General features: G+C 57.8%; 20 protein-coding genes. 11 read left to right on the top strand and 9 right to left on the bottom strand.

All coding sequences use genetic code 11. From position 1 onward, the window contains the following. Window positions 1-219: 219 nt before the first annotated feature. On the top strand, window positions 220-1,845 hold the full coding sequence (locus ABRP31_RS25330; protein WP_349973647.1) for a methyl-accepting chemotaxis protein: 1,626 nt from the start codon (window positions 220-222) through the stop codon (window positions 1,843-1,845). Window positions 1,846-2,299: 454 nt separating this feature from the next. After that, window positions 2,300-3,010 (top strand): hypothetical protein, encoded by a 711-nt coding sequence (locus ABRP31_RS25325; protein WP_349973649.1) that lies wholly within the window; start codon window positions 2,300-2,302, stop codon window positions 3,008-3,010. 146 nt (window positions 3,011-3,156) lie between these two features. Here the strand turns inward: ABRP31_RS25325 and gbcB are convergent, their stop codons facing one another. Next, window positions 3,157-4,257: a glycine-betaine demethylase subunit GbcB gene (gene gbcB / locus ABRP31_RS25320; protein WP_187522715.1), complete on the bottom strand. Its 1,101-nt coding sequence runs from the start codon at window positions 4,255-4,257 to the stop codon at window positions 3,157-3,159. A 318-nt stretch (window positions 4,258-4,575) separates the two neighbouring features. On the opposite strand from gbcB, the gene gbcA reads away from it, so the two are divergent. Continuing rightward, a complete protein-coding gene (gbcA, locus tag ABRP31_RS25315) occupies window positions 4,576-5,874 on the top strand; it encodes a glycine-betaine demethylase subunit GbcA (RefSeq protein ID WP_087265995.1) in 1,299 nt (432 codons plus the stop codon). A 929-nt stretch (window positions 5,875-6,803) separates the two neighbouring features. On the opposite strand, the gene ABRP31_RS25310 is transcribed toward gbcA, so the two are convergent. After that, window positions 6,804-7,517, bottom strand: coding sequence for a PolC-type DNA polymerase III (locus ABRP31_RS25310; protein WP_087266044.1), 714 nt, complete (start codon window positions 7,515-7,517; stop codon window positions 6,804-6,806). Between the two features lie 14 nt (window positions 7,518-7,531). Continuing rightward, window positions 7,532-9,466 carry a putative nucleotidyltransferase substrate binding domain-containing protein gene (locus ABRP31_RS25305; protein WP_349973651.1) on the bottom strand — a complete coding sequence of 645 codons (1,935 nt, stop codon included), beginning with the start codon at window positions 9,464-9,466 and terminating at the stop codon, window positions 7,532-7,534. 250 nt (window positions 9,467-9,716) lie between these two features. Here ABRP31_RS25305 and ABRP31_RS25300 point away from each other — a divergent pair, with 250 nt between their 5' ends. Continuing rightward, window positions 9,717-10,163, top strand: coding sequence for a response regulator (locus tag ABRP31_RS25300; RefSeq protein WP_167384329.1), 447 nt, complete (start codon window positions 9,717-9,719; stop codon window positions 10,161-10,163). 124 nt (window positions 10,164-10,287) lie between these two features. Here ABRP31_RS25300 and ABRP31_RS25295 read toward each other — a convergent pair whose 3' ends face one another. Next, a complete protein-coding gene (locus ABRP31_RS25295; RefSeq protein ID WP_349973652.1) occupies window positions 10,288-12,465 on the bottom strand; it encodes a malate synthase G in 2,178 nt (725 codons plus the stop codon). A gap of 343 nt (window positions 12,466-12,808) precedes the next feature. Between ABRP31_RS25295 and ABRP31_RS25290 the strand changes: the two genes are divergently transcribed. After that, entirely contained in the window at window positions 12,809-13,327 is a 519-nt protein-coding gene (locus ABRP31_RS25290; protein ID WP_349973654.1) for an ACT domain-containing protein, read from the top strand. 258 nt (window positions 13,328-13,585) lie between these two features. Here the strand turns inward: ABRP31_RS25290 and rarD are convergent, their stop codons facing one another. Together rarD and ABRP31_RS25280 are read right to left on the bottom strand one after the other, a co-directional pair. Further along, the gene (gene rarD, locus ABRP31_RS25285) at window positions 13,586-14,473 is read right to left on the bottom strand and encodes an EamA family transporter RarD (RefSeq protein WP_349973656.1); all 888 of its coding nucleotides are present in this window, start codon (window positions 14,471-14,473) and stop codon (window positions 13,586-13,588) included. A gap of 151 nt (window positions 14,474-14,624) precedes the next feature. Beyond that, window positions 14,625-15,599 (bottom strand): serine/threonine protein kinase, encoded by a 975-nt coding sequence (locus tag ABRP31_RS25280; protein WP_027901914.1) that lies wholly within the window; start codon window positions 15,597-15,599, stop codon window positions 14,625-14,627. A gap of 186 nt (window positions 15,600-15,785) precedes the next feature. On the opposite strand from ABRP31_RS25280, the gene ABRP31_RS25275 reads away from it, so the two are divergent. The 6 genes from ABRP31_RS25275 (at window position 15,786) to ABRP31_RS25250 (ending at window position 21,459) form a co-directional block, all read left to right on the top strand. Beyond that, window positions 15,786-16,805, top strand: coding sequence for a substrate-binding domain-containing protein (locus ABRP31_RS25275; RefSeq protein ID WP_349973658.1), 1,020 nt, complete (start codon window positions 15,786-15,788; stop codon window positions 16,803-16,805). After that, the gene (locus tag ABRP31_RS25270; protein ID WP_087266018.1) at window positions 16,789-17,793 is read left to right on the top strand and encodes an ABC transporter substrate-binding protein; all 1,005 of its coding nucleotides are present in this window, start codon (window positions 16,789-16,791) and stop codon (window positions 17,791-17,793) included. The genes ABRP31_RS25275 and ABRP31_RS25270 overlap by 17 nt, the downstream gene beginning before the upstream one ends. A 102-nt stretch (window positions 17,794-17,895) precedes the next feature. Next, a complete protein-coding gene (locus ABRP31_RS25265) occupies window positions 17,896-18,660 on the top strand; it encodes an iron ABC transporter permease (protein WP_264760713.1) in 765 nt (254 codons plus the stop codon). Further along, window positions 18,657-19,451 carry an ABC transporter permease subunit gene (locus ABRP31_RS25260; protein WP_349973660.1) on the top strand — a complete coding sequence of 265 codons (795 nt, stop codon included), beginning with the start codon at window positions 18,657-18,659 and terminating at the stop codon, window positions 19,449-19,451. The genes ABRP31_RS25265 and ABRP31_RS25260 overlap by 4 nt, the downstream gene beginning before the upstream one ends. Continuing rightward, on the top strand, window positions 19,448-20,479 hold the full coding sequence (locus ABRP31_RS25255; RefSeq protein ID WP_349973662.1) for an ABC transporter ATP-binding protein: 1,032 nt from the start codon (window positions 19,448-19,450) through the stop codon (window positions 20,477-20,479). Before ABRP31_RS25260 ends, ABRP31_RS25255 begins: the two co-directional genes overlap by 4 nt. A 146-nt stretch (window positions 20,480-20,625) precedes the next feature. Further along, window positions 20,626-21,459 carry a phosphodiesterase gene (locus ABRP31_RS25250; RefSeq protein WP_349973664.1) on the top strand — a complete coding sequence of 278 codons (834 nt, stop codon included), beginning with the start codon at window positions 20,626-20,628 and terminating at the stop codon, window positions 21,457-21,459. A gap of 137 nt (window positions 21,460-21,596) precedes the next feature. Here ABRP31_RS25250 and ABRP31_RS25245 read toward each other — a convergent pair whose 3' ends face one another. The 3 genes from ABRP31_RS25245 to ABRP31_RS25235 form a co-directional block, all read right to left on the bottom strand. After that, entirely contained in the window at window positions 21,597-23,498 is a 1,902-nt protein-coding gene (locus ABRP31_RS25245; protein ID WP_349973666.1) for a PhoX family phosphatase, read from the bottom strand. Window positions 23,499-23,580: 82 nt separating this feature from the next. Further along, the gene (locus ABRP31_RS25240) at window positions 23,581-24,345 is read right to left on the bottom strand and encodes a TOBE domain-containing protein (RefSeq protein ID WP_349973668.1); all 765 of its coding nucleotides are present in this window, start codon (window positions 24,343-24,345) and stop codon (window positions 23,581-23,583) included. A gap of 185 nt (window positions 24,346-24,530) precedes the next feature. Then, entirely contained in the window at window positions 24,531-25,265 is a 735-nt protein-coding gene (locus ABRP31_RS25235; protein ID WP_349973669.1) for a ComF family protein, read from the bottom strand. Window positions 25,266-25,364 lie beyond the last annotated feature (99 nt).

Genomic DNA, 25,364 nt, shown 5'->3' with positions numbered 1-25,364 from the left:
AACATTTACAGATTTTCAGCTCAGAGCCCCGTAAACGTTGCCTTTCAATGACTTGCATGGCGTTTTGCCGCATTTTAAAAAGACTGCGACTTTCCGACGCGCCCCCATTTGCGACCACCCACCTCAAGACTTCTGCTCATCGACCGATAGGCATGCAATCGCAACGGTTCAAATCTCTTTCTCGCAAGGAATGCTCCTCCTCTTTCTCTGGAAAAAAACATGTCATTACGATCCATGAATATTGCGCCGCGCGCGTTCCTCGGTTTTGCCTTGATTGGCACGCTGATGCTAATCCTCGGCGTATTTGCGTTGACGCAAATGAGCAAGATCCGCACCGCGGGTGACCAGGTTGCACAGAACAGCGTGCCCAGCATTCAAAGCCTGAACGGGCTGACGGTGGCTGGCATTCGCATGCGTGTTCTGTCCTATCGGTTGTTGACCAATCGCGAACAGGATGTTCAGGACAAGACCATTGAGTTGTTTGCCGCGCGCAACAAGCAGATCAGCGAAGCCCAGGCGGTCTATGAAAAACTGATCGAGGCCCCGGAGGAGAAAGCAGCCTACAACGAGTTTGTGCAGTTGCTGGGCGAGTACCGCCAAATCGAAGCGCGCGTGATCGCTTTGAGCCGTGCAGGCAAAGTCGACGAGATGGCCAGGCTGCTTAATGCGGAGTCAGCCTCCAACTCTGACAAAATGAATGTGGTCCTGGCCAGACTGGCCGACCTTAACACCAGGCAATTGACGGTCACCAACCAGGCTGCCGCCGACGAGTACTCGTCAGCGTTCAATCTGGTTGTCGGTCTGCTGATTATCGCTACGGTCCTGACCATGCTGTTCGCCTGGCTGCTGACCAATAGCATCACCCGTCCAATCGCGTCGGCGCTTGAAGCGGCCGAAACAATTGCTGAAGGCAACCTGACTCGCCCAATCAAGGTCGACGGCACCGACGAAGCCGGTCGTTTGCTCGCCGCCATGCAGAAGATGCAGGAAAAACTGCGAGACACCTTGACCCGTATTTCGGGTTCCGCCACTCAGCTGGCTTCTGCCGCTGAAGAGCTGAACGCGGTAACCGACGAGAGTGCTCGTGGGCTCTCGAAACAGAACAACGAAATCGAACAAGCCGCTACCGCTGTCAACGAGATGACCAGTGCCGTTGAAGAAGTCGCACGTAATGCCGTGAGCACTTCTGAAGCGTCGAAAAACGCCACTGCGTCGGCGGGTGACGGTCGTGATCTGGTTCAGGAAACGGTCAATGCCATCGAGCGCATGAGCGGCGATGTGCAAAGCACGGCGGACCTGATTGGCAATCTGGCTGAAGAGTCCCGTGATATCGGCAAGGTACTGGATGTGATTCGCGGTCTCGCCGATCAGACCAACCTGTTGGCCCTCAACGCAGCCATTGAAGCCGCGCGTGCTGGTGAAGCCGGTCGTGGTTTTGCTGTGGTGGCTGATGAAGTACGTGCACTGGCGCATCGTACCCAGCAGTCGACCAGTGAAATCGAACGCATGATCGGCAGCATTCAGGGCGGCACCGAGCAGGCAGTCAGCTCCATGCGTAACAGCACAGAACGTGCTGAGTCGACGCTGAACATCGCCAAAGGCGCAGGCTTGGCGCTGGACACCATCAACACCGCCGTAGTGGAAATCAACGAGCGCAATCTGGTTATCGCCAGCGCCGCCGAAGAGCAGGCCCAGGTGGCCCGTGAAGTGGACCGCAACCTAGTCAACATCCGCGACCTGTCGGCTCAGTCATCCGACGGTGCGGCCCAGACCAGCGCTGCAAGTGGTGAGCTGACGCGCCTGGCTGTGGACCTGAACAGCATGGTTTCGCGGTTTAGTCTGTAACAAGCTTGAGTTCGTTGGAGCGCCTCCTGCTCGCTCCAACTTAACCACGCACTCCGGTAGGAGCGAACTTGTTCGCGAGGTGTTTGTAAGGGCGATGGATAAATTCGCCTGCCGAGCCTCCTCGCGAACAAGTTAGCGCCTACCCGTATCAATCGCCCAAGCGATTAATACTCGATCCGCACATCCCCTTTCGGAATACTGTAGTAACTCTACTGAGCGGTTAGTTAGAATAGTTTGGAATTATCTTAATAGCAAAAGTTAAAAGGCTGCCCAAACTATTGAAAGTTATAATTTTGCGACGAGTTTTTCGCTGGCGCTGCAACTGTTACTTTTGACAGTGACAACTTTTTTCGCATGTTCTAGTCTCTATCTACGTCAGCGCAAATGCACCACTGGCATTGGCGGCGTCTTCTGATATCACGTGTCTACTTGTAAATATTAAGAGGGATCTGTAATGAGCATGAGACAGGATGGAGGTCCGAAGAGACTCGGAGCGATGAAAGCCCCTGTTATTTTGGAGGCAGAGATAGTTAACGGTGAAAGTACTATAGATTTTGGTCGCCTTGAACCGGAAGGAGCTACCTTGGAAGTTGCCTATGTCGGCATCAAGACGGGAGATATAGTTCAAGCATGGGGGCTGAGAGCTCCCGATAATTACAGTGAAACCCAAGTGGTGCCGGAGGGAGCGACTTCTTTGACCTTCAAGGTGCCTAAAGCCTATTTTGATAGAAAACCGAATGTGATTTTCCAGTATTTCTTATTGGGGGACGACGATGCACCAATTGCTATATCTGATGGCGCTTTCTATATAGTTACAGGATCGATTCCAGAGCCATTACCTGCTCCAGTGATACGGGAAGCTGTCGGCGAGTCTGTTGATGTTTCGAGCCTTCCAATAGTCGGTGCAACCCTTCTGGTTGATTACCCCGGTGCTCAGGCTGGCGACGTAATTACAGCTACTTCTATGGGCCCAAACGACATGCCCCCCCACGTGGAGGTCAAGACTTTTATTGGTACTGCCCCGATGGCATTCACGGTGCCTAAGGCTTGGTTTGAGAAGGTCCTGGCGGACGGGGGGAGCAGTTCGGTCTATCAATACTATGTCGATTACGCTAATGGTGATACAGCCCATATTTCAGACATGCAGAGATATAGGCTTGTGTGACTGGATTAACACTTTATGTTTGATGCCGCGAGCTTTGAGCGTCGCGGCTTTATAGGTCTTTCTAGAGGCCAATTTGTTGTCGAGGCGATTGATCAACACCGCCTCGCCGACACGTTAGCGCCTACCCGTATCAATCGCCCAGGCGATTAATACTCGATTCGCACATCCCCCTTCGGAATACTGCAGCACGACAGGATGTAGCCTTCGGCTTCGTCCTCTTCGGTGATCCCGCCGTTGTGCTCCATCTCCACTTCGCCACTGAGCTTCATCACCTTGCACGTTCCGCAGATGCCCATGCCGCAGGCTTTGGGGATCATCAGGCCGAGCTTGGCGGCGGCAGCGTGAACGGTTTCGCCCGGTGCCACGCGGATGCTCTTGCCGGTGTCGGTGAACTCCACCTGATGCAGATCCGACGCATCGACCTCGGGTGCTTCGGCGGCGATTTCGGCTTGCTCCACAGCATCGGCACGCGCTTCGGGAGGCGTCGCGCCGAACGATTCCTCATGGTATTGCGCCATGTTGAAACCATTGGCTTCCAGCAGGCGTTTGACGGCCGTCATGTATGGCGTCGGCCCACAGCAGAACACCTCGCGCTCCATGAAGTCCGGCGCCATCAGCTCAAGCATCTTCTGGTTCAGATAGCCGCGATAACCGGCCCAGGGTTCGCCAAGGCCGTGCTTCTCGCAGATCAGATGCAGACTGAAGTTATCGATCCGCGACGCCATGTGCTCCAGCTCGCGGTGGTAAATGATGTCTTTGGGTGAGCGAGCGCTGTGTACGAACACCATGTCGACGTTGGCGTTGGTGTCGTAGAACCAGCGCGCCATGGACATCACCGGCGTGATGCCGACGCCGCCACTCAAGTAGAGGATTTTGGGGTTCGGGAAGTCGATGGCATTGAACAGCCCGACCGGACCGTGCACCGCCAGCTCCTGACCTTCATGCAGCGTGTCGTGCAGGTAATTGGAAACTTTGCCGCCAGGCACGCGCTTGATCGTCACCGAGAAGCTGTAAGGCACCGAGGGTGAGCTGGAAATAGTGTACGAGCGCATTACCGGCACGCCTTCGATTTCAAGCTCCAGGGTCACGAACTGGCCCGGTTTGAAGAAGAACATGATCGGCTGATCAGCCATGAAACAGAAGGTGCGCACGTCCCAGGTTTCCTGGATCACCTTGACGACGCGCACCAAGTGGCGGCCATTGGCCCAGGTCTGGGTGTTTACCGGGCTCAGGAAGCTTTGGGACATGCTCAATCTCCACGGCCGACTACCGGCCTCATGTTGCGAATTCTGCGTAAGGCGCAGACCACCCACTTACCTGCCAGCGACATCGGCGTACTTATCGCGACCAGCCCCTGACTACCTGCGTTAGCGCGTCGGAAACGGATTCGGCCATGTCGCCCATGGATAAGGTCAAGTCTGCGCCGGACTCCACACTCGGCACTAAATGTTTATCAAAAAGCATGAGCGGCAAAACAACGGCCGCCTTGCGTGCCAAACGCCACAAAGAACCGTATTAGCCACATTCGTCGACCATAAACCGTATGGTCATGAGGACTTCAAACGATGGACGTCACCGCAACTTTGAGCTTGGGCGATCCGCTGGAACCGGCACGTAAGGCCACTGCCGAAATGCTGCAGAACCGCGAACGCACCTATTCGCTACCGCAGCCTTTCTACAGTGATGAGCGGTTGTTTGAAATCGACATGCAGGAGATCTTCCACAAAGAGTGGCTGATCGCTGGCATGACTGCCGAGATTCCGGCCAAGGGTAACTACCTGACGCTGCAGATCGGCAAGAACCCGGTAGTTGTGGTGCGCGGTCCGGATGGCGCGGTTAACGCCTTCCATAACGTCTGCCGCCACCGTGGTTCGCGTTTGTGCACCAAGGAAAAAGGCAAGGTCGCCAAGCTGGTCTGCCCTTACCACCAGTGGACGTATGAGCTGGATGGCCGCCTGCTGTATGCGGGCAGCGAAATGGGCGATGACTTCGACATGAAGAACTTCAGCCTCAAGCCAATCAACGTCAAAACCGCTGGCGGTTATATCTTCATCAGCCTTGCGGAAAATCCGCCGGCCATCGACGAGTTCCTGCAGACCCTCAAGCACTACATGGAACCGTACGACATGGAAAACACCAAGGTGGCGGTGCAAACCACCTTGATGGAAAAGGCGAACTGGAAACTGGTGCTGGAAAACAACCGCGAGTGCTACCACTGCTCCGGTTCACACCCCGAACTGCTCAACACGTTGCTGGAATGGGACGACGTCACCGATCCGCGTGCCACGCAGTCGTTCAAGGACCACGTCGCTGAATCGGCTGCGGCCTGGGAGGCAGAGAAGATTCCTTACGCGCATGCTGCTTTCGGCTTGCGCAACCGCATCGTGCGCATGCCGCTGCTCAAAGGCACCGTGTCCATGACTATGGACGGCAAGCAAGGTAGCAAGAAACTCATGGGCCGGATCACGAACCCGGACCTGGGCTCAATGCGCATCCTGCACCTGCCGCATTCCTGGAACCACTGTATGGGCGATCACATCATCGTGTTCACGGTGTGGCCAATCAGCGCCCAGGAAACCATGGTCAGCACCAAATGGCTGGTCCACAAAGACGCTGTCGAAGGCGTGGACTACGACGTGGCGCGCCTGCGTGAAGTCTGGGACGCGACCAACGATCAGGACCGCCGTCTGGCCGAAGAGAACCAGCGTGGCATCAACTCCAGCGCCTATCAGCCGGGTCCGTACTCCAAGACCTATGAGTTCGGCGTGGTCAACTTCATCGACTGGTACAGCGCCCGCATGCTGGAAAATCTGGGGGCTGAGCCTGCGCCGTACCTGAAGGGTGTGGCGGTTAATCACGAGTGATGCGTTAGCCCCCTGTAGGAGCTGCCGCAGGCTGCGATACCGCTCGCAGCCTTCGGCAGTCCCTACATGGTAAGCAAAACCTGAAACGCTACGCCTTCCTTGTAGGAGTGAACTTGTTCGCGAGACCTTGCACCTGACGCAAAGCCTCGCCAACTAGATGGCTCTCCCAGGTAATTTCTCCATCTGATCATAATTTGATCAAACCCCCGCAAGCCCAACCCCACCGCGCGTCCCAGCGTCAGCAAACAACTTATCCACAGAGCAACCCACAGCAATTGTGGGGAAGTCGGTTGTTTACCCAGTAAAAATCAATAAAAAACCGTGACTTATTCAAAACAGCGTTTTCAGATTGTTATTGGTCAATAATTGATCGTCTGTCTCCAAGCCTCGTTATGTAAGGGCTGTAGCGGATCGTAAACACCTTATCCACAGATGCGCCAACAGACTCTGGGGGCAACTTTCGATCTAAGGGTCACGATCTGTGGAAAACTGCTGGAAGCCTTGATTTTCAAGGTTGACAGAAGAATATTCAGGGCTTTGTGGTGTGGTTGGTTGTTTTTTGATCGTTTGCTTGAAAGCCTTGATATACGTGACTTGTGGCGGTAAGTAAACAACTTGTCCACAGAAGCGCCAACAGACTTTGTGGGTATTTGTGGATGATCTTATTGCTCGGTGGACTCTTTATCCACAGAGAATAACCAATAAAAACCGTGGGTTATGCTGGTCGTTTTTCAATCAAATGCCTGTAGGCCTCGGTTTCTATAGGGTTTAGGGATAAGCGAACATGTTATCCACAGAGCCGTTAACAGCCTTTGTGCACAACTTCCCGTAGGAGCACGCTTGCGTACGATGGGCTGCTGCTTATGTCCCGAAGGTCCATCGGCCCTGTCGCGGGCAAGCGCTTCTACAGGGGAATAAGGTCTCGGGTTTTAAAACGAATGACTCTGCTGACGCCGACGCCACTTGCTCAGGCTCTGGTCGAGGCGGGCGGGGCTGTCGATCTCTTGGCGGCGGGCGTGGCTGAACAGGATCAACGCCAGTTCTGCCGTTACCAACGCATCGGCGCTGGCATGGTGGCGTTCTTCTGCCTGAAGCCCGAAGAACTGAGTCCAGTCATCCAGTCCGGCTTTACGCAAGCCAGCCTGTGGAAAAAGCAGCGGGGCGATTTCTGCCACATCGAGGAAGTGATGTTCGAACGGGTAATCCAGGCTCTCCTTCAGGGCCCGGCTCAGCATGTGCTGATCAAACGGCGCGTGAAAGGCCAGCAGCGGGCTTTCACCCACGAACTCCATGAAGTCCAGCAAGGCCTGTACCGGTTCGCTGCCCGCCGCGATCGCGCTGGGTGCCAGACCGTGAATCAGTACCGCGGGGCTGACTTTGTGGTTAGGGCGCAACAGAGTCCGCTCAAACTGCTGGCTCAGGTCTATAGCGCCGTCTTCGATCACGACCGCGCCAATGGACAACACTTGGTCACGATTCATGTTCAGGCCGCTGGTTTCCAGATCGACCACTACCCAGCGTTGTTGCCGCAACGGGTTTTCACTCAGAGGCGCGGCTGGCGCGAGATTGGCGAGACGTTGCTGATCGCGTTTATCCAGCGTCGGTTTGGGAGGGCGAGGTCGCAGCCATTGAAACAGGTTCATGCCGGTAAACAGACTCATAGTTGATAACGCAGGGTCAGGCTGATTTGCAGACGTTGGGCCTGGCGTAATGATTCACGCAGAATCCGCCGGTCCAGGTGATTGAGCGTGTCCGGATCTATGCGGTTGGACCAAGGCAGGTTCTGGCGGCTTTGCTGTTGATGTTGCTGCATGCGGGTTTGTTGAATGAAGTGGTATGCCTCTTCATACGCCGCACCGTCCTGCGAATCGATGACCTCGCGTGCCACCAACTGACGCAGGCGCTCCAGCGTGTTATTGGCGCCAATACCGTTGGCCAGCGCAAGGACTCGCGCACCATCGACGAAAGGTGTCAGGCCCTGAGTCTTGAGGTCCATGGTGTCCTTGTCGCTGCCTTTGCGGGCGAGCACGAAGTCTTTGAAGCGGCCCACCGGTGGGCGCTGTCGCAACGCATTCTCTGCCAGCATGCGCTGGAACAGACGGTTGTCAGCGACCTGGTCGAGGATCTGCTGGCGCAATTGCTCACCGCCGCTTTCATCGCCCCAAACCACTCGCAGGTCGAAGTAAATACTGGAGTTGAGCAGGTTTTCCGGTGTTGCCTCACGAATGAATGCCGCAAAGCGTCGGGACCATTCAGCGCGAGACAGGCACAGTTCCGGATTGCTGGCCATGATGTTGCCTTTGCACAACGTGAATCCGCACAGGGCCAGGTTCTGGTTGATGCGCTCGGCAATCGGCAGCAGCAGACCGCGAATGCGCTCCGCTTCAGCCGCGTCTTTGGCGTCGAACAGGATGCCGTTGTCCTGATCGGTGTGCAGAGTCTGCTCGCGTCGGCCTTCGCTGCCGAAACACAGCCAGCTGAACGGAACGCCGGGGTCGCCTCTTTCCTGCACGGTCAGCTCGATCACGCGGCATACGGTGTGGTCGTTCAGCAGGGTGATGATCTGCGTGATCTGGGTCGACGATGCGCCATGGGCGAGCATGCGATCCACCAACTGGACGATATCGCCGCGCAGGTTGCACAGGCTGTCGATGCGTGGCGCAGTGCGAATGGTCCTCGCAAGATGCACCAGGTCGACCCGCTGCAAGGAGAATAGATCGCGCTCGGATACCACGCCGCACAAACGACCGTCTCTGACCAGACAGACGTGCGCGATGTGCCGGCTGGTCATGGCAATAGCCGCGTCAAAGGCGCTGGCGTCAGGGCTGAGATGAAAGGGCGCCTGGATCATGCGGCTTTCGATCGGCTGGCTGAAGTCGACGTTGATATCGGCGACCGCTTCACGCAGGTCACGCAAGGTGAAAATGCCCAGCGGCGCTTGATGTTGATCAATGATCACAATGCTGCCGACCTGTTGCTCATGCATCAGTTTCACGGCTTCACGCATCGGCGTATCCGGCGCGCACATCACTGGATGACGCATGGCCAATTCACCCAGTCGGGTATTGAGCGAGTACTGGGTGCCGAGGGTTTCTACCGCGCGTTGCTGAACCTGCTGATTGACCTGATCCAGCAAGCTGCTGACGCCGCGTAGAGCGAAGTCGCGGAAGGTTGTGGATAACGCAAACAGCTTGATGAACGCCTGCTTGTTCAACTGCAGGCAGAAAGTATCTTCGGCGGCCAAATGTTCGGTGCGGGTGGCTCGCTCACCTAGTAACGCGGCCAGCGGGAAGCATTCGCCGGTGGTGATTTCGAAGGTGGTTTCAGTGCCGCCTTTTGCCGTATGAGGGCGCTCGCCGACCACTCGCCCTTGTTTGACGATGTAGAAATGCTCTACTGGCCCATCGCCAGGCTTGATGATGCTTTCATCGGCGGCGTAAAAACGCAGTTGGCATTGTTCGACCAGATAGGCCAGATGCGCGTTTTCCATATGGTCGAATGGCGGGAATTTTTGCAGGAACTGCATGGTGCCGTGAATGTTCTGCAACACCGCTGTTTTCCCGGCCTGGGTGAATGCATCCGCTCGACTCATGACCTGCACCGCTTTGTTTTTATTGAAGGCTATGGTCGGCCGCTTGAGGAGTAGTGCCCATTGGACGTAAGTCTTACGGCAATAAAAAGATTTCTGCCTTCTCGCCTCATGGTGTAAAAAGCAGCTGTATACAGTTATACGATGCCTTGGACGGCGTTTAGCTCAACGCAGGGACGTCAGCAAAAGCACATAGATATCTCCGGGTAGAGCCCGGTGTTTTTGTCAGTTAGTGCAAGGGAATGAGGCGGGTATGCTGGATTACGATATTTTGAGCGATGAAGAGCGCGAAGCTCTGAATGAGGTCATGCTCGCGCCGGCGTCCAATTCGGAGCAACGGGTGTTGATCGTTGACGACGATCGGGACGCTCGCGAACTGCTGGCCGAAATACTCAGCCTCAACGATATAAGTTGTCTGACGGCGGCAGGCGGTAACAGCGCCATGGAGCTGATTCGCACCCGTGAGAGTATCGCTCTGCTGATTACCGACTTGCGCATGGCGCCTTGTAACGGCCTGGACCTGATTCGCCAGGTCCGTGATTCCGAGCGCGCCTCATTGCCCATCATCATCGTGTCAGGTGACGCCAACGTGCGCGACGCCATCGACGCCATGCACCTGAGCGTGCTGGACTTCCTGCTCAAGCCCATCAACACCAAGCAGTTGGTGAAGCTGGTGAAGAGAGAGTTGGGGATGGAGTGAGGGTTATGTGGGAGCCGAGCTTGCTCGCGATCAGACTGGACGCGGTTCACTTCAGATCACGTCTAGCCTTATCGCGAGCAAGCTCGGCTCCCACAGGAAGCGTCAGAGCTGCTCGCGAAATTGCTTACAACCCGTTCTTCGCCTTGAATTCCCGACGCCGACGGTGCAAGACCGGCTCGGTGTAACCGTTAGGTTGTTTAGTCCCTTCGATCACCAGTTCAACCGCTGCCTGGAACGCGATGTTGCTGTCGAAATCCGGTGCCAGCGGACGGTACAGCGAATCCCCCGCATTCTGGCGGTCAACCACAGGCGCCATACGCTTGAGGCTGTCCATCACCTGAGTTTCATTGACCACGCCGTGGCGCAGCCAGTTGGCAATGTGCTGGCTGGAAATACGCAGCGTGGCGCGGTCTTCCATCAGGCCGATGTCATTGATGTCCGGCACCTTCGAGCAGCCCACGCCCTGGTCGATCCAGCGCACCACGTAGCCGAGAATGCCCTGTGAGTTGTTATCCAGTTCGTTCTGGATCTCTTCAGCAGTCCAGTCGGTATTCGGGGCCAGCGGGATGGTCAGGATGTCATCCACTGAGGCGCGAGTGCGCTGGGCCAACTCAGCCTGACGGGCGAACACGTCGACCTTGTGATAGTGCAGCGCATGCAGCGCGGCAGCCGTCGGCGAAGGCACCCAGGCCGTGTTTGCACCGGCCAGCGGGTGAGCAATTTTCTGTTCCAGCATCGCCGCCATCAGGTCCGGCATGGCCCACATGCCTTTACCAATCTGCGCACGACCTTGCAGGCCGCAGCTCAAACCGATATCGACGTTCGAGTTCTCGTAGGCACTGATCCATTTCTCGGCCTTCATCTGCGCCTTGCGCACGACTGGACCGGCTTCCATGGAGGTGTGGATTTCGTCGCCAGTACGATCGAGGAAGCCCGTGTTGATGAACACCACGCGCTCGCTGGCCGCCTTGATGCACGCCTTGAGGTTGACCGTGGTACGACGCTCCTCGTCCATGATCCCGACTTTGAGCGTGTTGCGTGGCAGACGCAGAACATCTTCGACGCGACCAAACAATTCGTTGGTGAATGCGGCTTCTTCCGGGCCATGCATCTTCGGTTTGACGATGTACACCGAGCGGGTGCGGCTGTTGCTGCGTGTGGTGTTGCCATTGAGGCTGTGGATCGCCGCAAGGCTGGTCAACAGGCCATCCAGAATGCCTTCCGGTACTTCCTGACCATTCTTGTCGAGGATCGCATCAATGGTCATCAAGTGACCCACGTTGCGGATGAACAGCAGTGAACGCCCGTGCAGCTTCACGTCGCCGCCATTAGGTGCGGTGTAGTGACGATCGCCGTTCATGGTGCGGGTGAAGGTCTGACCGCCTTTGGAGACTTCCTCGGCCAGATCGCCTTTCATCAGGCCAAGCCAGTTGCGATAAACCACGACCTTGTCGTCGGCATCAACGGCGGCGATGGAATCTTCGCAGTCCATGATGGTGGTCAGGGCAGCCTCCATCAGCACGTCTTTGACGCCAGCCTGATCGGTCTGGCCAACAGGGCTTGAGGCGTCGATCTGAATCTCGAAATGCAGGCCGTTGTGCTTGAGCAGCACGGCGGTCGGTGCTGACGCGTCACCTTGATAGCCGATCAACTGCGCATCGTCCTGCAGGCCGGTATTGCTACCGCCTTTGAGGCTGATCACCAGTTTGCCGTCGATCAGTTTGTAGCCCGTGGAATCGACATGGGAGCCAGCGGCCAGCGGCGCGGCCTCATCGAGGAACGCGCGAGCAAAGGCGATGACTTTGTCCCCGCGAACCTTGTTGTAGTCTTTGCCTTTCTCCGCGCCGTCGGCTTCGCTGATGGCATCGGTGCCATAGAGCGCGTCATACAGCGAGCCCCAGCGGGCGTTCGAGGCGTTGAGGGCGAAGCGGGCGTTCATGACCGGCACCACCAACTGTGGGCCAGCCATGCGAGCGATTTCTTCATCGACGTTTTGCGTCGTGATCTGGAAGTCCGCCGCTTCTGGCAGCAGATAACCGATTTGCTCTAGGAAAGTCTTATAAGCCGAGGCGTCGTGGGCCTGTCCGGCATGGGACTGGTGCCAGGCGTCGATCTGCGCCTGCAAGTCATCACGTTTGGCGAGCAGTGCCTTGTTTTTTGGGGCCAGCTCGTTGATCAACTGGTCTGCACCCATCCAGAAGCCAGCAGCATCAAGACCGGTCCCGGGAAGTGCTTCGTTATTCACGAAGTCATACAGGACTTTGGCGACCTGCAGGCCACCGACTTGAACGTGTTCAGTCATTGCACTTGCCTCACTCTGCTCAGCTTTTTTGCGCTCGGAGGGAGCGCTCTGTTGTTAGGTCAACGTTATGTAGTGCGCGACGCGGGATACTACATGAAGGCTTGACGCGTGGAAACGGAACTAAATATGTCACTTCGCGCCTGAAATTTCATGGTCAGTCATCATCGAGATCAGGATGTTCTCAAAGATGCTGTCGATTGTTCCAGATAAAAATGGAAATCGTACACAAAATGGCACCCAAGCCCTGTTCCGGCGTGGCGGGCAGGGTTGCCTATACTTGCCCCGTTGTCGTCAGCCCGCCGGGTTGGCGCTGGCGCGGATTCAAGACCAGAAGGAGTCAGCAGTGGATCATCTCGTAATCACCGTGTTTGCCCCCGACAAGCCAGGCCAGGTCGAAGCCATCGCCAAATGCATCGCCGACCACGGCGGGAACTGGCTGGAAAGCCGCATGTCGCACATGGCCGGGCAGTTCGCCGGCATCCTGCGCATTGGCGTAGTGGCTGACGCCCATGAAGAATTGAAGAGCGCATTGATCGAGTTGTCCGGGCGAGGCATACGCGTGTTGTTCGCCGAAACCGCCATTGAATCCCCCGGTACCTGGAAACACATCGGTATGGAACTGGTGGGTAACGATCGCCCCGGCATCGTGCGCGACATCACGCGGTTGCTGTCAGAGCAGGGCGTTAACGTCGAAAGGCTGGTCACCGAAGTCAAACCCGCCCCCATGAGCAGCGAGCTGTTGTTCCATGCGGATGCGGTGTTGGGCGTGCCTGAATCGCTGGCGCTGGATGATCTGCAACAGGCGTTGGAAACCCTGGCGGATGATTTGATGGTGGACCTGGTGTTGCGTACGGATTTGTAGGATACCGATTAGCTGACACCGCGCTATGGCCTTGCTAACGAAGGGCCTTGTGGGAGCAGAGCTTGCTCGCGATAAGTCTGGACGCGATCTAAAGTGAATTGCGTCCAGCCTTTTCGCGAGCAAGCTCTGCTCCCACATAAGGGATTGTGCTTGCCTGAGGTTATCCACTTTATCCATTAGCCTGCCTGTGGATAACCTTGGGAGAACCGTTTGCAGGGCTTGTAACTTAAGGCATGCAAGCAATTGATCAATAAATGATCAAGCCCTGCGGCGCAAAGTTATCCACGCATCAACGCTGTAAACCGCCAACCCCGCCCAGATAAAGGCGAAAGTCACAATGGTGCTTGTCGCAAGGTGTTCCTTGAATACCAGCACCGCCAATGCCAGCACCAACGTCGGGCCGATGTATTGCAGGAAGCCCAGGGTGGTGTAGGGCAGATGCCGGGCGGCGGCGTTGAAGGCGACCAGCGGCAAGATCGTCACCGGGCCTGCGGCGGCGAGCCAGAGTGCCTCGCTGGTGGTCCAGAATTCCGGTTGTGAGGTGTACGCCGCCGGGTTGAGCAGCAGCCAGCCCACGGCGATGGGTACCAGAATCCAGGTTTCCACTACAAGGCCGGGAAGGGCGGCAACCGGGGCTTTCTTGCGCACGATTCCGTACACCGCGAACGTTCCGGCAATCACCAGCGAGACCCACGGCAGGCTGCCGACTTGCCACAGTTGCTGCGCCACACCCGTCGTCGCCAGACCGACGGCGATCCATTGCAAGCGCCGTAGCCGTTCGCCCAATACCAGCATCCCCAGCAAGACGTTGACCAGCGGGTTGATGTAGTAACCCAGGCTGGCCTCGACCATGCGCTCGTTATTCACTGCCCACACATACACCAGCCAGTTGACGGCGATCATCGAGCCGCTGAAAGCCAGTACCGCCAGACGCTGTGGATTGTCCCGCAGTTCGCGCCACCAGCCGGGGTGTTTCCAGAACATCAGCAGCAACGAGCCGAACAACGCCGACCAGAGCACTCGATGGACGATGATTTCCACAGATGGCACTTGGGCAATGGCTTTGAAGTAGAGCGGAAACAAACCCCAGATGGTGTAGGCACTAAGCCCGAGAATGTACCCGCGTCGCGGGTTGACGGCTGGCATGGTGGGTCCTGTTGGCAGGTGGTAAATTCTTGTTTTATTTCTTCTGTAGGAGCTCACGAGCACCGCGAGGCAGCGATGGAGGTTCGCCTGACACACCGCCATCGCTGCCTCGCGGTGCTCGTGAGCTCCTACAGGTGATGATGTGATTCATTCAAAACAACTTCAACGGCTCCTCGTTAAGCGCCGACAACTGTTCGCGCAAGGCCAGAATCTGGTCGCCCCAATAACGTTCGGTGCCAAACCACGGGAAGCTGTGCGGGAACGCCGGGTCGTCCCAGCGACGGGCCAGCCAAGCGCTGTAGTGCATCAGGCGCAGCGCGCGCAGTGGTTCGATGAGGGCCAGTTCACGCGGGTTGAAATCATGGAATTCGTTGTAGCCGTCCATCAACTCCGATAATTGCCCGAGGCATTCCTGGCGATCACCGGCCAGCATCATCCAGATGTCCTGGACGGCAGGGCCCATGCGGCAGTCATCGAGGTCGACGATGTGGAACATCTCGTCGCGCGCCATCATGTTGCCGGGGTGGCAGTCGCCGTGCATACGGATGTTCTGATGCGGCGTGGCGGCGTAGGCATCTTCGACGCGCTTGAGCAGATCCTTTGCCACTGACTCGTAAGCAGGCAACAGACTGCGCGGGATGCAGTCGTTCTGCAGCAGGAAATCCAGTGAGGCCTGACCGAAGTTCTGCACGGCCAGTGCTTCGCGGTGCTCGAAAGGTTTGGTCGCGCCAACAGCGTGGATGCGCCCGAGCAACTGGCCCAGGCGATACAACTGATCAAGATTGCCCGGCTCTGGCGCTCGGCCGCCGCGACGGGGAAACAGCGTGAAGCGAAATCCTGCGTGTTCGAACAGGGTCTGCCCGTTATGCACCATCGGCGCGACCACCGGAATATCGACGTTGGCCAGTTCGAACGTGAAGCTGTGTTCTTCCAGGATGGCTTCGTTGGTCCAGCGCTGCGGCCGGTAGAACTTGGCGATCAGCGGCTGGCCGTCTTCGATGCCGACTTGATAGACGCGGTTCTCGTAACTGTTGAGCGCAAGGATGCGGGCGTCACTGAGAAACCCGATGCTTTCAACGGCATCAAGGACCAGGTCTGGCGTAAGTGTTGCGAACGGGTGGGCCATGCTAACTCCTGCGCGCAGCAGGCTGCCGCGTCGGCCCGTGATGGTAGCGCAGACGGGCAAGCGATGGGTTTTTAGCTTCACCGCAAAGTTGCGCGCTGCAATCAAACTGTCATCACCTGTTAGCTGTAACGAAATATTGAATCGCTAATGTCGCAGCCAATGAGATCGATCTCAAGGCGAGCGAATGTGAGTGATTTGAAAGAAGTGGCACGACTGGCAGGGGTTTCGCGGGCAACTGCCGCGCGGGCCTTTGCGTCCCCCGATGTCGTGCGCCCAACTACTCGCGATCAGGTGTTCGAGGCCGCCCGTCAGTTGGGTTTTCGGCCTAATCGCCTGGGGCGCCAGTTGCGTCTGCAAACCACCAATCTGATTGGCGTGATTGTGCCCAATCTGCTTAACCCGGTCTTCGCCGAGCAATTCCAGGCCATGGAGCGGGCTGCGCGTCTGAAAGGCTACAACCTGCTATTGGCGACGACTGATTACAGCAGCGAGCGTGAAAGCGCCGTGGTTGAGGAGCTGCTGCGGCAGCGGGTCGATGGCCTGGTGCTGACCGTGACCGATGCCGAAAGCAATCGTGTTTTGCAAAGCCTGGTCAACGAAGACACGCCGTTCGTGCTGGCGTATCACCAGCCTGGCAATCCAGATTACAGCGCCGTGTCTGTGGATAACCGCGCAGGCATGGCGTTGGCGACGCGATACCTGCTCGACTCCGGTCATCGTCGCATCGGCATGGTCGCCGGTCCCGCGTTGCAATCGGACCGCGCCCGCCTGCGTTATGCCGGGTATTGCGAGGCCATGGTCGAGCGGGGTCTGGAAAGTCTGCCAGTGATTGAAATGCCTGCGCATACCCAGGCCGACTTCGCTGCTCTTGAGCCTTTGCTGCGTGGGCCTCATCGACCCAGCGCGCTGGTCTGCTCCAACGATTTACTGGCGATCAGCCTGATCGCCGAACTGCGCCGCAACGGCTGGAGCGTGCCCGGCCAGCTCTCCGTTATCGGCTTCGATGGCATCGCCCTCGGCGCTCAGATGCATCCGACGCTATGTAGCGTCGTGCAACCCATCGCGGCGCTGGCCAGCACCGTGATCGATCAACTGCTGGCGCAAATTGCCGGTGCCGCTCCGATTTCCCATTGCCTGCCTTGCCATATCCGGCCGGGTGAAAGTACTCAGCCCTACGAGGAGATGCTTCATGATCCGCTTCAGTAAAACCCTGGCAGCGCTGCTGCTGTGCGGTGCGGCCAGCCTGGCTCAGGCCGCTGAAACTGCCATCTGCTACAACTGCCCGCCAGAGTGGGCGGATTGGGGCACGCAGCTCAAGGCAATTGCCGACACCACTGGCGTGCAAGTGCCGCTGGACAATAAGAACTCCGGCCAGTCGCTGGCACAATTGGTCGCTGAAAAGGCCGCTCCGGTTGCCGACGTGGTGTATTACGGCGTGACCTTCGGCCTGCAGGCGCAGAAAGCGGGCGTGGTCGGCAGCTACAAACCAAAAGGCTGGGAGCAGATTCCGGCCGGTTTGAAAGACCCGGAAGGCCACTGGTTCGCGATCCACTCCGGCACTTTGGGCATCATGGTCAACGTCGATGCGCTGGGCGGTCTGCCGGTCCCGCAAAGCTGGGCTGACCTGCTAAAGCCTGAGTACAAAGGCATGGTTGGTTACCTGGATCCGTCCAGCGCCTTTGTCGGTTACGTGTCTGCGGTGGCGATCAACCAGGCCATGGGCGGCACCCTGGACGACTTCAAACCGGCCATCGATTACTTCCAGAAGCTGGCGAAAAACTCGCCGATCGTGCCTAAGCAAACTGCCTATGCACGTGTGCTCTCAGGTGAGTTGCCGATCCTCGTCGACTACGACTTCAACGCCTATCGCGCCCGCTATAAAGACAAGGCCAATGTTGCTTTCGTGATTCCGAAAGAAGGCAGCATCAGCGTGCCGTACGTGATGAGCATTGTGGATAAAGCACCGCATCGCGCAAACGCTGAAAAGGTGCTGGATTTCACTCTGTCCGATCAAGGCCAGTCGCTGTGGGCCAAGGCTTATCTACGCCCGGTACGTGACGTGAAAATGCCTGCCGATGTGGCTGCGCAGTTTCTGCCGGACAGCGATTACGCCCGTGCTGGCGTGGTCGACTACGAGCACATGGCCGCGGTGCAGGAAGCTTTCGCAGCGCGCTATCTGAGTGAGGTCAAGTAAGTGACCGCTTCGGTTCTGAAAGCTCAGGGCGCGAAGTCGGGCAGGCGTGGATTCTTGCGCCTGCGTCCGACCGCGGCCTGGGCGCTGGCTCCGGCCGCAGCCATGCTGTTCGCGTTCTGGTTGCTGCCATTGGCGCACCTGATTTTGCTGGGTGGCGAAAGCCGTGACGGCAGCGCGGGTTACTGGCAGGTGCTGAGCAGTGCGCAGTATCTGGGCAGTCTTGCCCAGACCTGTGTGTTGGCAATCGTGGTCACGCTGGCGGCTTTACTGGTCGGTGGCATCAGCGGCGTTTTTCTCGCCCGGCAGCGGTTTTTCGGTCGTTCGGCACTGGTGGCGTTGCTGACTTTTCCACTGGCGTTTCCCGGCGTAGTCGTAGGGTTTCTGGTGATTCTGCTGGCCGGTCGCCAAGGCTTGTTTGCGATGCTGGGTATGGAGTTGGCGGGGGAGCGCTGGATCTTCGCCTATTCGCTGACCGGACTGTTTCTGGGCTACCTGTATTTCTCGATTCCTCGCGTGATCCTCACGGTGATGGCGGCCTGTGAAAGTCTGGATCGCAGCCTTGAAGAGGCCGCTCATTCACTCGGCGCGGGTCATTGGCGAGTGGTCTGCGACGTCATCGTGCCGGGCCTCGCGCCCGCGTTGGTGTCCTGTGGCGCGATTTGTTTTGCGACTTCCATGGGCGCGTTCGGTACGGCGTTCACGCTGGGCACGCGGCTCAACGTCACGCCCGTCGCGATCTACAACGTGTTCACTAATTACGCCAATTTTGCGGTCGCTGCGGCGCTGTCCGTGGTGCTGGGCGCGTTGACCTGGGCCGTGTTGTTGCTGGCGCGACGTCTGGTGAAAAACTCGGGGACTGTCCTGTGAAGCGCTCATCGCTGTTTGTCATGCAGTTGCTGTTTACCCTGTTGGTCTGCGCGTTCATGTTGGTGCCAGTGTTGTTGTCATTACTGGCGGGACTGACGCGCAATTATTTCCAGGGCCTGTCGAGCGGCTTGACCTTCGACTGGCTGATTCAGGTTTGGCAGGCCTATTCGCCGACGGTCTGGTTGTCGATCCAGTTGGCTGTGGCCTGCGCTGTGTGCGTCTGCGTGATTGGCGTACCGGCTGCGTATGCCTTGGTGCGGATGAACAATCGCTTTAGCCGTGCCTTCGAAGAATTGATGGTCTTGCCGGTGGCCATGCCCGGTCTGGCCAGCGCCTTGGCGTTGCTGCTGACCTACGGCCAGTTCGGCGGGTTTCGCAGCAGTTGGTTGTTCATCTTGGTCGGCCACGTGCTGTTCACGTTGCCGTTTCTGGTGCGCCCGGTCATGGCCGTGATGCAGCGTCAGCAATTGTTGGTGCTGGAAGAGGCGGCAGCCAGTCTTGGCGCAGGTCCGTTCAAGCGATTTTTCAGCGTCGTGGTGCCCAATTGTCGGGCCGGGATTCTGGCCGGGGTGTTGATGGTCGTCACCTTGTCCTTGGGTGAATTCAACCTGACCTGGATGCTGCACACGCCGATGACCAAAACCCTGCCGGTGGGTCTCGCCGACAGCTACGCGTCTGCGCGGCTGGAAGTCGCCAGCGCCTATACCCTTATTTTTCTGTTGATGATCGTGCCGCTGTTGATTGCGTTGCAGGCCATCAGCGCCCGTCTTTCCCGTGGAGAGAGTCGATGACCGGAACCACTATTCGTTTGCAGGGCTGCCGCAAGTCATTCGCTGACGGCACCGTCGCTGTGCATGACCTGAACCTGACTATCGAACCCGGCGAAACCCTGGCGATTCTCGGTCCGTCGGGCTGCGGTAAAACCACTACGTTGCGGCTAATCGCCGGGCTGGAAAGTCCGGATGTCGGGCAGATTTTTTTCGGTGACAACGATGTCACCCGCTTGCCTATCGAGAAGCGTGATGTGGGCATGGTGTTTCAGAACTACGCGCTGTTCCCCAATCTGCATGTGGCCGGAAATATCGTTTATGGCCTAAAGATTCGCGGCATGTCGCCTGCCGAGCGCAACAAGCGCTGCACTGAACTGCTGGAGTTGGTCGGCTTGCAGGAGCACGGCAAGCGCAGCATTCACGAGCTGTCCGGCGGTCAGCGTCAGCGGGTTGCCTTGGCCCGCGCGCTCGCGCCACGGCCTCGGGTGTTGCTGCTCGATGAGCCGCTGGCGGCACTGGATGCGCAATTACGTGAACGCTTGCGCAGCGAGCTGGATGAGCTGCTGCGTGGGTTGGGGATAACTTCAGTTTTCGTCACCCACGATCAAGGCGAGGCCATGGCGCTGGGCGACCGGATTCTGGTGATGGAGAAAGGACGTGTCGCGCAGTTGGCGACGCCCCGCGAGATTTATCAACAACCCGCCAATGCCTTCGTCGCCAGTTTTGTCGGCAATCTCAATGCGTTTTCGGTGGTTGAGCGTACGGCTCATGGGTTGAAAGTCAGCGGCGGCGAATTGCCGTGGACGGCTGCGAATCAGCCGTCAACGGTGTATTGCCGCCCCGAGCATTTGCGCGTGGCGGACGGTGAAAGTCATTTGCGCGGGCGGTTGGTCGGGCAGTTTTTTCAGGGCGCACAGAGTCGGCTGTTGGTGGATGTCGGTGGTGCTCAGCCTCTGTTGGTCGACAGTTCCGACAACGTTATCCACAGCCCTGGCGCGTTGATCGGTCTGACCGTCGCGCCGCAGGTGTTGTTTACCCTGGGTTCCTGATACTGCGCGAATTTGAACCTGCATCGGACCTGTGGGAGCCGGGCTTGCCCGCGATGAAGGCACCGCGATTTATCAGGAATTGCGTCCAGCCTCATCGCGGGCAAGCCCGGCTCCCACAAATCTGTATTTTTTGTTGAGATCTAATTTTGAACCACCCATTCCTCATTGCGCAGATCAGCGATCTGCACCTTAAAGCCGGTCAGAAACTGACCTATGGCGTCGTCGATACCCTGAGCGCATTGCGTCGTGCCGTGGATCACCTGAACGCCAGCGTGCCGCGTCCCGATATCGTGGTGATCAGTGGCGACCTGGTGGACTTCGGTCGTGCGGATGAATACGCCGTGCTGCATCCAGAACTGAAACGGCTGCACATGCCGTTTTATCTGGTGCCGGGCAATCACGATGATCGCCAGCACTTGCTGGCCGAGTTCGCCAATCAGACGTACCTGCCCCTTTCATCCGATGCGCCACTGGATTGGGTCGTGGAAGAGCATCCCGTGCGGTTGATTGGCCTGGATACCAGTGTTCCCGGCTCACATGGCGGACAACTGTCGGAGTGTCAGTTGCTCTGGCTCGATGAGTTACTGGCGCGCCGCCCGGATGTGCCGACGGTGTTGGTCTTGCATCATCCGCCGTTCATCACCGGTATTGGCCACATGGACCGTGAGCCGTTTATCAACAGGGGGCCATTCGAAAAAGTGATTGCCCGTCACCCGCAAGTCGAACGCTTGCTGTGCGGGCATTTGCATCGTCCGATGCAGCGTCGTTTTGGTGGCAGCCTGAGCTGCATTTGTCCCGGTACTTCCCACCAGATCGTGCTTGATCTGCAGGAAGACGCCCCGGCGCATTTCAATCTGGAACCGGCCGGTTACCTGCTGCACCGCTGGCACCCAGAGCAAGGGCTGGTGACACATAACGCGGTGTTCGGCGAGTACCCGGGGCCGTATCCGTTTTATGACGTGAATGGGTTGATTGATTAGTCGGCGATAGGTTAACGACTTGGAATACCACCTGTGGGAGCTGGGCTTGCCCGCGATAAGGCTGGATGCGATCTAAAGTGAACCGCGTCCAGACTTATCGCGAGCAAGCTCAGCTCCCACAGGTTAAGCGAATCAGATCAAGCGCCGATCACGCCACCATCATCCCGCGTAATCACCATCACCGATGAGCGCGGTTTGCCGTTGGGCAGGTGCTCGGGGAAGGTCGAACCGCCGTTTTCACCTGGATGCTGGATGCCGATGAACATGGTTTTGTAATCCGGCGCGAAGCTGATGCCGGTGACTTCGCAACCAATCGGGCCGACCATGAAACGACGGATTTCGCCGCTTTGCGGGTCGGCACATAACATCTGATTGTTGCCCATGCCGGCGAAGTCGCCTTTGTTGCTGGAGTCGCCGTCAGTCTGGATCCACAGGCGACCGGCGCTATCGAAACTCAGGCCGTCCGGGCTGTTGAACATGTTCTGCGGGTTGATGTTGCTCGATCCGCCTTGTGGCGTGCCGCTGTGTACGGTCGGGTTGCCCGCAACCACGAACAAGTCCCAATCGAAAGCCATTGCCGAGGCGTTGTCGTCGTTTTCGCGCCAGCGCAGGATCTGCCCATACTGGTTTTTCGCCCGAGGGTTAGGCCCGCCAACCGGTTGCCCGTCTTCGCCGCGCTTGGCGTTGTTGGTCAGCGTGCAATAAACCTGACCGTCTTTCGGGCTGACCACGATCCATTCAGGACGGTCCATGCGCGTGGCTTTCACAACGCTGGCCGCGAGGCGAGCATGGATCAGCACTTCAGCCTGGTTATTGAAACCGGCAGATGCATCCAGGCCGTTTTTGCCGTGGGTCAACTCGATCCATTCGCCGGTGCCTTTCGGACGGTCCGGGTTACCGTCGCCATTATCGAAGCGAGCGACGTACAGCGTGCCGTGGTCGAGCAGGTTGCGGTTGGCTTTTGGATCCTGGTGATTGATCTTGTCGCGGCTGATGAACTTGTAGATGAACTCGCCACGCTCGTCATCGCCCATGTACACCACAGCACGGCCGCCTTTGGTTTCTGCCAGGGCTGCGTTTTCATGCTTGAAGCGACCCAGCGCGGTGCGTTTGACCGGGGTGGATTTCGGGTCGAACGGATCGATTTCCACGACCCAGCCATGGCGATTGATCTCGTTAGGGTTTTTGGCCAGATCGAAGCGCGGGTCGTGCTGGTGCCAGTTGATGTCTTTACTGGCGGCAACAGCGCCGTAACGCTTGATGCCCGCGTCGAACTTCTGCTCGGGATCGGTGCTACCGAAGCAGTCGGTGAAGTTCTCTTCGCAGGTCAGGTAAGTGCCCCACGGCGTTTTGCCGTTGGCGCAGTTCTGAAAAGTCCCGAGTGCTTTGGTGCCGGTGCTGTCGGCGGCAGTCTTGAGCCACTCGTGCCCGGCGGCAGGGCCGCTCAGATTGATCGGGGTATTGCCATGGATGCGGCGGTTGTATTTGGAGTTCTGCACGAACTGCCATTTGCCGTTCTTTTGCTGCACTTCAATCACCGACACGCCTTCACTGGCCAGCGCTTTGCGCACGTCTTCAGCGGATTGCGGCTCTTTGCCGTGATCGAACAGGTAGCGGTAGTTGGTGTATTCGTTGTTGATGGCCATCAGCGCGCGGTCTTTATGACCCGGCATCGGGAACAGGCTCATGCCATCGTTGTTATCGCCGAACTGCACTTCCTGCGCCTCGGCGGTGCCTTTGCCGCTCGGGTCGAATGCCGGGCCGCCCACGTGCAGCGGCTGACCCCAACTGATCAGCACGGAAGATTTATAACCCGGCGGCAAGCTGATGCTGTCAGCCGTGGCGGCTGGAATGCTGTCGAAACCCAGCAGCGTGCCTGATGCGGCGCTGACACTCTTGGCCAGCGCGGTGCGGCTCAGCAGGCCGCCGCCGAGAAACATCGCTGCGCCACACAAGGCGCCAGCGGTGATGAAGCCACGGCGGGTCAGGCCGACCATTTGTTCGAGGTCTGTAGATTGGTTTTCTTCTAGTAGTTTCATCAACACGGCTCCCAGCAGGTGTGGCAGACACCTTAGTGAGCGGATATGACGAAATTGTGTCGCGGCAATGACGCCGTTGCGCTTACAGCGGCGTGCCCAGCAGCACGAGGGATGGCGCGAATTGAACCTGCACGGCGCTGCCCGTTTTTAGCTGAAGGGTCGCGAGCTGCGCGGGCTCTGCCAACGCGCAGAGAATCTGCCCGCTGGGAAGGGTGATACGCACCTCGCTGGGACCATCAGTCGCGTCGATGACCTCTTCTATCGTGCCGTTCAAGAAATTGTGTCCATTTGTTACAGGATGCCCGGGTGCCTGTAATTCCAGCCAGCCGGCCTTGATCAGCGCCACCACATCGGTGTCCACCGCCAGATCCAGGCGCAGCGTGCTGTCGTGGGTGATCTGTGCATTGATGAACACATCTCCGGCCAGACGCAGGCGGACCAGATCGTTGTGGCCGTGAGCGGAGATACTCTCGACACGCCCCAGTAACTGGTTGCGAGCACTGGTACGTAATGTCAGGCGGCTGAGTAAATCCAGGTCGGCGCTTTCTTCAGTGGCTTCCAGAACCTGAGCCTGAAGCGCTTGCAGACGATGGTACAAACGCAAAACGCGTTCGCCCTCGACAGACAGCTTCGCACCACCACCGCCGCGCCCACCTACACTGCGCTCGACCAACGGCTGCTGTGCCAGGTTGTTCAGCTCATCAATGGCATCCCACGTCGCCTTGTAACTCAACCCCGCACTCTTCGCCGCCCGGGTGATCGAGCCCTGCTCGGCAATGTGCTGCAACAGCGCGATGCGTTGCGGGCGACGGACCATGTGTTGAGTGAGCAGGGTGGGTAGGGGCATGGGGGCAGCTTTTTGGTCGTGATGATGGCTGGCAGTGTAAGGCATGAAGTACTTATCGGTGTGCAGGGTCTAGCGCCAGACTCATACCTGTAGGCGCTGCCGGAGGCTGCGATGGCGGCGTGTCAGGATGAATGCTTCGCAGCCTTTGGCAGCTCCTACAAAATGCCGTTCTCTGTTGATGCTAATCAATCCCCCGGTTTGGGCGTCCGCGCCAGGCAATAAACATCCACCCGACACGCCCCGGCCTTGATCAGCAGCTTTGCAATCACATCCGCGGTAGAGCCGGTGGTCAGCACATCGTCCACCAGCGCCACATGCTTGCCTTTGATCTTCTCCCCATCCATCACAACAAACGCATTCCGCAGGTTGCGCTTGCGGGCCTTGGCGTCGAGGCCTTGTTGGGCCGGGGTTTCCTGAGTGCGGAGTATCAGCCGCTCCTCCACCGGCAGTTGCAGTTGATCGCCCAGCCAGTCAGCGAGCATTGCGGCCTGGTTATAGCCGCGCTGGCGCAGGCGTTTTACGGCGAGTGGCACGGGCAGGAGAAAGTCCGGGCGGGGCAGGTCTTCTTCGAAGCTGTGTTGCAGAAACTGCCCGAGCAATTGCGCCATCAGGCGTCCCATTGGCCAGTTGCCCTGATGCTTGAAGCGCGTAATCAGACTGTCGATGGGGAACTGGTATAGCCAGGGAGCTGCGACCTCATCGAAAGCCGGTGCGTTTCGAATGCATTGCGCGCAACTCAGGCCTGACATTCCCAGCGGGAGTGCGCATTGCTGGCATTGGTCGCCGAGCCAAGGCAGTTCGGTTTCGCAGGCGGTACAGATGGCATAAGGCGTATCGGTTGATTCATCACATAATAAACATGGTTGTTTGTTTTTTAACCAGTTGTAAACCTGATACGTAGGATGTGGTTGACAGCGCATGGCTCTTCCTTAAACATGCCGACATATCCGTGTCACGACTGTGGACTTTCAGCCTGTTCAAGCAGGGTTGAGTCGCAGGGTCGTTCGCTAACAGAACCA

It is taken from the genome of Pseudomonas caspiana (assembly GCF_040224095.2).
Taxonomy (GTDB): domain Bacteria; phylum Pseudomonadota; class Gammaproteobacteria; order Pseudomonadales; family Pseudomonadaceae; genus Aquipseudomonas; species Aquipseudomonas caspiana.
The sequence above is the reverse complement of the archived record's forward strand: the minus strand, read 5'-3'. Positions and strand labels throughout refer to the sequence as shown.